At 66.2% G+C, this 10,320-nt stretch carries 9 protein-coding genes and 1 pseudogene; 3 read left to right on the top strand and 7 right to left on the bottom strand.

Features of this window, described 5'->3' with window-relative positions; all coding sequences use genetic code 11:
• The 3 genes from EB084_11925 to pdxH form a co-directional block, all read left to right on the top strand.
• On the top strand, positions 1-1,459 hold a 1,459-nt coding region (locus EB084_11925), incomplete at its 5' end, for a bifunctional metallophosphatase/5'-nucleotidase (protein ID NDD28962.1).
• 84 nt (positions 1,460-1,543) lie between these two features.
• A complete protein-coding gene (locus EB084_11920) occupies positions 1,544-1,900 on the top strand; it encodes an anti-sigma factor antagonist (protein ID NDD28961.1) in 357 nt (118 codons plus the stop codon).
• Positions 1,897-2,481, top strand: a complete 585-nt coding sequence (gene pdxH, locus EB084_11915; GenBank protein ID NDD28960.1) for a pyridoxamine 5'-phosphate oxidase — start codon at positions 1,897-1,899, stop codon at positions 2,479-2,481. Before EB084_11920 ends, pdxH begins: the two co-directional genes overlap by 4 nt.
• A gap of 89 nt (positions 2,482-2,570) precedes the next feature.
• On the opposite strand, the pseudogene EB084_11910 reads toward pdxH, so the two are convergent.
• From EB084_11910 to EB084_11880, 7 genes and pseudogenes are all read right to left on the bottom strand, one after another.
• Positions 2,571-3,720, bottom strand: a pseudogene (locus tag EB084_11910) (Glu/Leu/Phe/Val dehydrogenase).
• 196 nt (positions 3,721-3,916) lie between these two features.
• A complete protein-coding gene (locus tag EB084_11905; GenBank protein ID NDD28959.1) occupies positions 3,917-4,915 on the bottom strand; it encodes a hypothetical protein in 999 nt (332 codons plus the stop codon).
• Positions 4,912-5,694, bottom strand: a complete 783-nt coding sequence (locus EB084_11900) for a hypothetical protein (GenBank protein ID NDD28958.1) — start codon at positions 5,692-5,694, stop codon at positions 4,912-4,914. Before EB084_11900 ends, EB084_11905 begins: the two co-directional genes overlap by 4 nt.
• Complete coding sequence (locus tag EB084_11895) at positions 5,681-6,559, bottom strand: hypothetical protein (GenBank protein NDD28957.1); 879 nt, start codon at positions 6,557-6,559, stop codon at positions 5,681-5,683. Before EB084_11895 ends, EB084_11900 begins: the two co-directional genes overlap by 14 nt.
• A complete protein-coding gene (locus EB084_11890) occupies positions 6,403-6,900 on the bottom strand; it encodes a hypothetical protein (protein ID NDD28956.1) in 498 nt (165 codons plus the stop codon). The genes EB084_11895 and EB084_11890 overlap by 157 nt, the downstream gene beginning before the upstream one ends.
• 93 nt (positions 6,901-6,993) lie before the next feature.
• A complete protein-coding gene (locus EB084_11885; GenBank protein ID NDD28955.1) occupies positions 6,994-9,393 on the bottom strand; it encodes a hypothetical protein in 2,400 nt (799 codons plus the stop codon).
• Positions 9,390-10,292, bottom strand: coding sequence for a polyphosphate kinase 2 family protein (locus tag EB084_11880; GenBank protein NDD28954.1), 903 nt, complete (start codon positions 10,290-10,292; stop codon positions 9,390-9,392). Before EB084_11880 ends, EB084_11885 begins: the two co-directional genes overlap by 4 nt.
• Between the last annotated feature and the right edge of the window lie 28 nt (positions 10,293-10,320).

Below are 10,320 nucleotides of genomic sequence, written 5' to 3'. Positions count from 1 at the left end.
CCCGCTTGTTCGTCTCACCCTGCTGCAGCTCAACGACGTCTACCAGACGGCCCCGGTCGATGGCGGCGCGCGAGGCGGCCTGGCTCGCGTGGGCACCCTGGTGAGGCAGATCCGGGCCACGACCCCCAACACGTTCTTCGTCATGGCGGGAGACACCATCTCGCCATCGACGGGCAGCCGCGTGTTCAAGGGGGCGCAGATGATCGCGGCGTGGAACGCGCTCGGACTCGACTACGCCACCCTGGGCAACCATGAGTTCGATCTCGGTCTCGCCGTGCTCAACGACCGCATCAACGAATCACGTTTCCCCTGGATCTGCGCCAACGTGGTCTCGAAGACCACGGGGAAGGCCATGCCCGGGCTTCGTCCGTATGCCATCGTGGAGCGCGACGGCGTGAAGATGGGCGTGTTCGGGCTCGTCACGACAGAGAGCGCCCGCCTGCTCAAGGGGCCCACCGACATCACGTTCCTCGACCCCATCATCGCCGCGCGCCCCATCGTCGCGCAGCTGCGCAAGGAAGGCGCGCAGGTCATCGTGGCGCTGACCCACCTGAGCCTCGCGCAAGACAAGGCCCTGGCCGCCGCCGTGCCCGAAATCGACGTGATCTGCGGCGGACACGAGCACACGCTGCTCCAATCGCTCGTGGGACGCACGCCCATCCTCAAGGCGGCCTCCGACGCGCGCAATCTCGGACGCATCGACATCTTCTACGACCGCGCCCGCCGGCGCGTCGACAGCCTCGACATCGAGTTCATCCCGGTGAACGCCACCATCGCCGACGACCCCGCCGTGGCGGCGGTCACGGCACAGTACGACGCGCGCCTCAAGGCTGAGTTCGGTCGCCCCGTGGGGAGAGCGGCCGTGCCCCTCGAGGCGCGTCGCGCGGTCAACCGCCGTCGCGAGAGCAACTTGAGCAACTTCGTGGCCGACGCCTTCCGCGCCGCCATGGGCGCCGACGTGGCGATCAGCAACGCAGGGGGCATGCGCGGCGACGCTCTTGTGGCCGCGGGTCCCCTGACCCTCGCCGACGTGGTGTCGCTGCTCCCCTATGGCAACACCATCGTGAAGCTCGAGGTCAAGGGAAAGACGCTTCGCGAAGCCCTCGAGAACGGGCTGGGCGGGCCTCCCGACGCCGAGAGCCGCGCCTTTCCGCAGATCTCCGGCATGCGGGTGACCTACGACCGTCGCAAGCCCGAAGGCCATCGCGTGCTACAGGTGATGGTGGCAGACAAGCCCCTCGACGACACCGCGCGGTACACGCTCGCGACCAACTCGTTCATGTTCGAGGGCGGTTCAGGGTACGATATGCTCAAGAGCGCCAAGGTGCTCATCGGACCAGATGAAGGCCCCCTCGACACCGACGTGGTGAGCAACGCCATCCGTGCGTGCGGCGAGATCGCCCCGAAGACAGACGGACGCCTCACCCCGGTGACAGGGGAAAACCCCGTCGGGAAATAAGAGTGACAGGCGAGATCGCCATCTCAAGGACGCCGCAAAGCGACGAAACCGCGTCTAGCGAGCCCCGCAGTGGGAGGTTCAGGCATGGATGTGTTCAAAGTGAATCAACAGAGCGTCGAAGGCGGCACCACGATCGTCGCCCTCGATGGCGAGATCGACGTGCACACCGCACCACGCCTGCGCGAGCATCTTGACACCGTGCTGCAAGGCGGGTCGAGCAGGCTCGTGGTCGATCTCGAGAACGTGCGCTACATCGACAGCTCCGGCCTGAGCGTTCTGCTCGAGACGCATCGGCGCGCAGAGACAGCCGGCGGTCGAATGGCCATCATCTGCACCCGCAGCCAGATCCTCAAGCTGTTCAGTCTCACCCAGCTGAGCGAGATCTTCCACGTGCACGCCTCCGAAGGGGCTGCCATCTCAGACGCGTCTTCTGCCCGATGATCGCACCGGCCGACCCTATCGCGCGGATTCGCGCGCTCATCGAGCAGGCCGAGACGAAGGGGGCGCCACAGCCCGTCGCCATGGCGCTGGCCACGGCAGACTCCGACGGAAATCCGTCCGTGCGCATGGTGCTGCTCAGAGGCATCGACGAGCGAGGCCTCGTGTTCTACACCAACAGCCTCAGCCGAAAGGGTCGTGAGCTGTCGGCACGGCGCTCGGTTGCGCTCTGCTTCTACTGGCCTCTGCTCGACGAGCAGGTGCGTGTGGAGGGCGAGGTCGACGACGTCTCCGACGAAGAGGCCGACGCCTACTGGCGATCGCGTCCGCGCGGCAGCCAGCTGGCCTCGGCAGCGTCACGCCAGAGCGCTCTCCTGCCCGACCGTGCCGTATACGAACAGGCCGTGCGCGACCTCGATGCGCTGCTCGACGGCGCGGAAGTCCCCCGCCCGGCCGAGTGGAAGGGCTACCGCGTGGCGCCGCAACGCGTGGAGTTCTGGCACGAGGGACCGAACCGCATGCACACGCGTGCGCTCTACACCCGATCAGAGAACGGCTGGAGCACGAGCGCGCTCTATCCCTGAGCGCACTGCGCTCGCCAGGTCGAGAACGAGACGAGGGCCTCGGCGTAACCGCCGAGGCCCTCGTTCGTGGGAAGGCCGCGAGATGGGGGCTAGACCCAGCCGCGGAGCTTGCAGGCCTCGGCCACGCGCGACACCGCGACGAGGTAGGCGGCCTGGCGCATGTGCACCTTCTTGCTCTCGAACTTGTTGTACATCTCGTAGACGTCGGCAAACGCCTTGGTGAGCTTGCGGTCGAGCATCTGGTGGACCTCTTCGAGGCCCCAGTAGAAGTTGTACGTGTTCTGCACCTGCTCGAAGTAAGACACCGTCACGCCACCCGAGTTCGCGAGGAAGTCGGGAAGCACGAACACGCCGTTCTTCTGCAGGATGCGATCGCCCTCCGGCGTCGTGGGGCCGTTGGCGAGCTCGAGAGAGATCTTGGCCTTCGGTCTTCTCCTTGTGGGCGCGCACGGCTTTCCAGTCGAGGCCGTCCTTGTTGTAGATGCCGCCACGCGAGTCGCTCACCGCCACGACCTTCAGGCCGAGGATCTCGCTACCCAGCTGGTGTGCGAACTGCCCGGCATTGCCGTAGCCCTGAACCGCGCAGGTCGCGCCGTTCAGCTCGATGCCACGAGCCTTTGCGGCTTCGCGCAGGATGTAGACGCCGCCACGGGCGGTCGCGTCTCCACGGCCCTGGCTTCCGCCGAGGGCGATGGGCTTGCCGGTGATGACCCCCGGATGGGCCTCGCCGATGATCTTCTCGTACTCGTCCATCATCCACGCCATGATCTGCGGGGTGGTGTAGACGTCGGGCGCAGGCACGTCCTTGGTGACGCCGAGGATGCGACCGACAGCGTCGATGTAGGCGCGCGCCAGGCGCTCCTTCTCGGTCTCCGAGAGCTCCTTGGGGTTGACGGTGACGCCGCCCTTGCCGCCGCCGAGGGGAATGTCGACCACGGCGGTCTTCCAGGTCATCCACGCGGCCAGGGCGCGCACGGTGTCGATGGTCTCGTCGGGGTGCCAGCGCAGCCCACCCTTCGTCGGGCCGCGCGACGAGTTGTACTGCACGCGGTAGCCGCGGAAGATGCGTGTGGTGCCATCGTCCATCTTGACGGGCAGGGTGACGACGAACTCGCGCTGCGGCCAGCGCAGAAACTCACGGGTGGAGCTGTCGAGACCGAGCAACTCAGCGCACTCGTCGAGCTGCTGCTGAGCGATCTCGAAGGGATTCATGGTACGATCATGTGTGGCGACGGACATGTTGCGCCTCCTCGGCAATCACCTGAAGCCGGCCTGCGGGAAGGCAGTTCGTGCTTCGATTCGAGCGGGGGGATTCTCTTCCGCGAATCGCGTTCTCCTCCCTCGATGGAGGGATTTTTCGCGCACCGCGGGGCTCGCCCACGAGAACTGCGGGGCCGCGTCCTGACCGATTGCCGCGCCGAGCGGCGAAGCGGCGCTACGGTCGCGACTCGTTGCTCCATCGGGCGGCGGCGACGCCGATGCCCTCGAAGACGAGCCCTTTGAGCAACGGGTCATAGGTCACCTGACTGCCGCTGAGGCAGCTCACGGTCTTTCCCACCACGGCTCCCGTGACCTTGCTGCCCTGCAGCTTCACGGCGGCGGCAGGTGCGTAGATGCCCGCCATCAGAGGGGTTGTGCAACCATCGATGGTGAGCTTCGTGCAGGTTGACGTGCCCAGCATGAGGAGGTTGCGCGCGTCGGCGTTGTTGGCGGGAGCGCTGAAGGTCGTCTTGTTGCTGAAGGTAACCGTGCCATCGAAGTAGAGCACGGTCTGACCCGCCGGCAACGTGACGTTGCAACCGTCGAGCGAGAAGGCGTCACTGGACGAGGAACCGTGGAAGACGAAGACGGCGGGCTGCGCGGTGTCGCTGCCCGCGGGCCGGGCCAAGGTCACGCTGTTCGAGGCGATGTGCACGTTCGAGAAGCTGCCCGGGTAGAGAACGTAGCCCGTGCTGCCCCCGGTGGCCGGATTGCTGCTGGCGATGCCGGCGTTGGCTCCCCCACCCGCCGTTCCAGGGTCAGTGAGGGTGCCAGAGCCCGGCGCAGGGTTCGTTCCCGTGATGTCGGTGGTCGGAGGTGGCGTCGTTGCGGCGTGGGCCTGCATCCACGCAAAGATCTCGTTCACCGCATCGCAAGGCTGCTTGTTCTCGAGCGCGTCACGCGCCCCGCTGCTGATGGGGATGCTGTACGTCTTGCCCTGCTTGTCACGAAAGGTGAGGTTGCTTCCGGCGTTCACCTCTGACTGCAGCGTGGCGCTCTGGCCTTGCAGCCACATGCCGCTCCCCTGCAGGGTGGTATAGCCGTTGACGACAGCCGTGTACGAATACGACCCGCAGTTGCCGCTGTACTTCTTGGGCGGCTTGGTGCATCCCACCGCGGGAAGGGCAAGCGCGACAGCCGTCGCCAGCATGAGCAGTCTCGAGATCGCGTTCACAGGGTGCTACCTCCTGAAGTTGCTGCCGTGGGAGTCTGCATCACGCCGGGCGCCACGCTCGGGGCCACGACGGGCTGAAATGCCGCCCGCGCGGGAGCGGAAGAGACCTCTGTCGGGCTCGGAGGGGCGGGGTTCACCACGCCGGACACACTCTGGGTGGGCCCTACCAGCACGTCGCCGGTCACCGTGGCGCTCACCAGCGAGACGCTGGCTGACGCAGTCGCGTCGGTACGAATCGCAACGTCATCGACCGTGCCCACAGCGCTGCCGTTGATGGAGACCCCGTCTGACGCCTGAACGGGGTAGAGCAGCGCCCCCTGGGCCCGCTGGTACCGCGTCGTGATGACCACGGTGGCGCGGTGGCTGCCGTCGGGGTTCTTGAGGTAGCCGCTGCTGCGCACGGTCACCCGCGACGCCGTGGGCGTGTCAACCAGCGACGCCTCGTACCAGACGGCCGGGTTTGACGACAGCAAGGTGGTGTCGGCGGGCGCCGAGACCGTCCCCGGCACGGAGAGCGCGTGCTCCACGGGAGAGGCTGTCAGGCCTGGTATGGGCTGGGTCCAGTCGGCGACCGGATTGAGCGCCGCCTGGGCGAAGGCCTGGCCCGCCAACGCCGCCTCGCGCGCGCGGATGCCGTCTTGCTGCTCGAGCACCATCTTCGCATTGCTCGAGCTCATGCCCGCCACCGCGACAGCGAGGATGAAAAGCACCGTCACGACGAGGAGAACGAGGCCGAGGGCGACGCCGCGATGCGAACCCGCGCGTTCAGAGAGGAACATCGATGGTCGTGCCTCCTTGGAAGAGGTTGGCGCGGTCGTGCAGCATGCGCGCCGCCGACACGTTGACCGACACCCGGGTTCGCCCGCCGCTCGAGTAGAGCGTGGTCGAGGGGTCGACGTTTAGACCGAGCCCCGCGACCATGACGGGCGACGGATTGGGACGCTGCCCAACCTCGACGACCACGGCGCTCACGCCGCGGGCGAGCAGGCGCCCTGACGGCAGCGCTGTGGGAGGCGGGTCGATGCCGATGCGCCCCGGCACGAACCCTCGATAGAGACGAAGCAGAGACTCGTTCGGAGCCTCTTCCGCAGTGGTCCAGTAGGCCACCCACCCCTGCCAGTCGGGGGCGTCTCCCCCGCCTGGTGAAACGACCGCCGAGACACGGTACTCGCCCGTCTGGGTGCGTGCCGTGGGAACGAGCAGCGCCACCGGCATCGCAATGGTCACCGGGCTGCTCGACGTTGCGGTAACCACATTGTTGGCCGCGAGAAAGGGCTGAAGCCGGGTCTCCCGCAGGTCGGCCTCGAGCATGCGCACGGCGGCCAGCGCGTGGCGCTGGGCGTCGTACGAGGCGTCGGCCACCGAGAAACGTTCGAGCGACGGGAGGAAGAGCTGGAGCGCCGCCGTCATCACCAGGCCCAGGACGAACATCGACACCATGACCTCGACGAGGGTGATGCCGCGGCTGCGGTGGGGCACCCGGGCGCTCACAGGCCGACCTCTGACGACACCGCGAGAGAGCGGGCGTTCGACACGCCTCCGCCGCTCTGCTCGAGCCAGCAGACCGTCACCTGCATCGAGCGCGCCGCTCCGGCCGACACGGGTGCCTTCACCTCGACGCGAAAGTAGTACGACACCGTGCACGGCTGCCCGTTCTGGATGGCGCTCACGGTGTAGGGCGCAAGACCGTCAGCGGGGTAGGGCACCGGGGGGAACTGTCGACGCGCGCTTCCCGCGTGCGCCGGCACGTTTGCCGTGTCGCTCGACTGACTGACGAAGGGAGCCCACGAATCCCACAGCCCGTTCGGCACACTCGCGGGGTCGAGCCCGCGAGTTCCCTCGAGGAGCCGCTCGGCCAGCTGGGCCGCCACCGCTTCGAACCCCTTGTTGTGGAGGTGCAGCACGCTGCGAGGGATGAGCACACCCAGGGAGAAGAGCGCGGCAGCCAGGACCGTCACCGCGATGACGACCTCGATGAGCGACATGCCGCAACGACGGTCGCGCCTCAAGTTCGACCTCCTCCACCGCGCCGTTCCTGAGATTATAGCAACCGGCGCGCATCCATCACAAGGCCGGGCTCACTCGTCTCTTCCCTGGCGCGGCTCAGCGCGCTGCACCGCGGAATCCTTGCGCTCGACGTAGCACACCCCACGCTCGGCCCGACCGTTGAGCAGCACCTGCAGCACCCTGCCGGGTCCGACCTCCAGCACGCGCACGATCTCACCGTACGCCCCCGCGGCATCGCTCCCCACGAAGCGTTCGAGCGCGCTCGGCTCGTCGAGCAGGAACGCCTCGTTGAACACGGCACCGGTCTCTCCTGGGTAGATGGGCACACAGTAGATGCCGCTCTCCACGAGGTCTTGAAAGAAGTGCGTGCCAAAGCTCAGCTCAGGCACCGCCCCGTTGACGCTGCGCGCCACCTCGCCCAGCATGCGGAAGTTGTTGATCTCCCAGTACTTCACGGGCACGCCGAGGCGAAGGTTGCTGCTGCCCCATCGCCCCGGACCGATGAGGATGGCCTGTCTGCCCTCGAGCTGCTGATTCACCCGTCCGATGATGCGCGCCACCTCGAAGCGGTCGGCATCGGCCGTGATGCGGCCGTAGGCCTCGGTGACGTAGACGAGGAACTCCACGTCCTTGACGCGCCCGGTGGGCACCTCCTTCACGCACTGGAACACCAGGTCTTCCGTGGGGACCTCCGGCAGCGTGGGGGCGACCTCCTCGGCCCGCAGGCTCTGCGGACGGCACTGCAGCAAGGTGACGCGAAAGCCGCCGTCACCGTCGACCTCTGCCGCCATCTCGAGGTCGAGCTCGATGCCGTAGGCCTTGCGAATCTTCTCGAGGGCCGCGCGCAGCACCTTGGGGAAGAGCGTCTGGCGCAGCAGCTTGTCGAAGGTGATGATGCTCGAAGCGGGCGTGAGATCGATGAGGGTGAGGGGTTCGCGGACCGCGCCGTCCTTGCGACACGAGAGCAGGAAGCGATGCTGGGGCAGCACATCGGCGCCCAGCACCTCGCTGAGGGGCACCGTGATGAGCTCGTTCCGGTCGATGTCGATGACGTCGACGTATTTCTGCGAGTACTTCTCGATGTTGCCCTGCTCCTCGGGGCGCAGGGTGGGCTGGCCCAGCGCCACGATTCGAGGATAGTCTTCTCCGACGCGCTCCACGGCACGGGTTCCGAGCCCCATGACGAGGCGGAGCATGCCGTCTTCCTTCTTGATGCGCCTCGACCAGCAGTACGGGTTCTCGCTGAAGATGACACCCGCCAGATCGGGCAGGAAGTAGCGTCCCACGCGCTTGCCCTCGACCTGCTGGACGAGGATGGCCATCGACTCGTAGCGATAGATGATCTCATTGCGCTTGCGATAGGCCAGGGCATTCGGATGGAAGACGCCCGCATAGATCTTGCGGATGGCGTCACCGAGAGCCACCATGTTCTCGTCCGGCGTGCCCTGGTTGGGCAGGAAGTACGAATCGTACTTGCCTGCGAAGCTGAGACCGAAGTTGTCTTCGAGCAGGCTCGACGAGCGTACGATGAGCGGCTTGCCGGCCAGCGGCAGAAAGGTCTGACGCAGCTTCTCCCACACCGCCAGCGGGAAGTCGCCGTCGACGAGCTGCGCGTGCAGCTCAGGGTAGTCGTCCTCGATGGCCTGCATCTCCTTGAACTTCTGGGTTCGCCGGGACAGCACGCCGTTGTAGTCGAGATAGGCGTGAAAGACGTCATCGCCCACATACCATGATTCCGGTATGGCGAAGTACTTCGAGAAATCGTAGGGATCGTCTTCGGCGGGGGTCATGAGCATGCGATAGGCCAGCAGCATGCCCGCTGACTTGCCCCCAACCTTGCCGCTGCCGATGATGCGATCATAGATGCGATGGAGATCGGTGATCGAGAGATACTTGTGAGCCACGCGAACGAACTCCGGCTGCTCGGAGATGAGTCGCGTGATGAGAACGATCCGCAGCTCGTGCGCCTCCGGCGAGAAGCGGGCCTTCTCCTCGACCGAGAGGTTCTCGTAGGCGAACATGCGACGGATGAGCACGTCGATGTCGGCCTTCTCGATGTTGGCCGTGAAGTCGAGCACGTTGTCGAAGTGCAGGTTGAAGGCGCTCTCGAGCTCAGAGGCGTTCTCGGCCACCAGGTACTTCAGGTAGTCGAGCGAGTAGTTGGCCCCGAAGTACAGATCGGTGAGCTGCTTCTTGGCCTCCGAGAGGCGACCTTCCCACGACTCAGAGGTCTCGTTGAAGGCGTTGTCGCGGCGCTGAAACTCGAGCGCGCGATGGCGCGAGAGCTCCTTGAGCTGGGTCTCGGTCATGATTCGATCGCGCTTGAGAACCTCGCGCATGCGTCGGCGCATGAAGTCCTGCGCCTCTTTCGGCATGGCGTCGAGGTAGCGGAAGATGGCAAATGATCGGGCAATCTCGAATCCGTATCGCCCAGGGCTCTTGTTGTCGATGTCACTCATCGCGAAGCTCACTCATTCTCCAGTTCGGTGCGCGCCGCCGCAAGGCGCTCGCGCTGCTCGCGCGTGACGCGGGGATAGCTCAGGTCGAGGCCGTCCAGCGTCTCGATGACGGCCGACGCCACCACCAGACGCGTGAACCACTTGTTGTCTGCGGGCACCACATACCACGGGGCGTGTTCGGTGGCCGTGGCCCGCACCATGTCCTCGTAGGCCCGCTGGTAGGCATCGAAGTGCTGGCGCGCGGTGACGTCGGCCTCGGAGAACTTCCAGTTCTTGCGCGGCTCGTCGAGGCGCTCGAGGAAGCGGCGCTTCTGCTCGTCGCGCGACACGTGCAGGAAGAACTTGCGAATCACATAGCCATTTCTCGACAGGTAGCGCTCGTAGGCGGCGATGTCTTCATAGCGGTGCTCGAACAGCTTCCTGGTGCGCGCGGCCTCGGGCAGGTGCTGGGCCTCGAGAAGCTCGGGGTGCACCTTCACCGCCAGCACCTCTTCGTAGTACGAACGGTTGAAGATGCCGATGCGCCCCCGCTCGGGCGTGCAGCGCATGCAGCGCCAGAGGTAGTCGTGGTCGAGATCTTCGTGCGATGGGGCCTTGAACGAGTAGACCTGGCATCCCTGCGGGTTCACGCCGGACATGACGTGCTTGATGACCCCGTCCTTCCCGGCGGCGTCGAGCGCCTGGAAGATGAGGAGCACGCCCCAGCGATCGTTGGCGTAGAGCATGTCCTGCAGCTCGGCCAGCACCTGAACCCCTTCGGCCAGCAGGGTGCGCGCCTTGGGCTTGTCGTCGGACTCGAGACCCGCCGTGTCGCCCGGATCGAAGCTGCGCAGCCGGAACCTGCGACCGTTGTCGACCCGATAGCGCTCGCTGAGCGCGCGAACCTTCTTGATCAACCTGTCTCTGTGCATGGCGTTCCACCTCTCCCGTGCTGGGCTC

Source organism: Pseudomonadota bacterium, assembly GCA_010028905.1.
Lineage (GTDB): Bacteria > Vulcanimicrobiota > Xenobia > RGZZ01 > RGZZ01 > RGZZ01.
Note: the sequence above shows the minus strand (reverse complement) of the source record. Positions and strands in the feature narration are given on the sequence as shown.

Coding starts and splice junctions, on each gene's coding strand:
- EB084_11890 (NDD28956.1), bottom strand. CDS start 6,900: ATGTCGCTCATCGAGGTCGTCATCGCGGTGACGGTCCTGGCTGCCGCG.
- EB084_11880 (NDD28954.1), bottom strand. CDS start 10,292: ATGCACAGAGACAGGTTGATCAAGAAGGTTCGCGCGCTCAGCGAGCGC.
- pdxH (NDD28960.1), top strand. CDS start 1,897: ATGATCGCACCGGCCGACCCTATCGCGCGGATTCGCGCGCTCATCGAG.
- EB084_11920 (NDD28961.1), top strand. CDS start 1,544: ATGGATGTGTTCAAAGTGAATCAACAGAGCGTCGAAGGCGGCACCACG.
- EB084_11900 (NDD28958.1), bottom strand. CDS start 5,694: ATGTTCCTCTCTGAACGCGCGGGTTCGCATCGCGGCGTCGCCCTCGGC.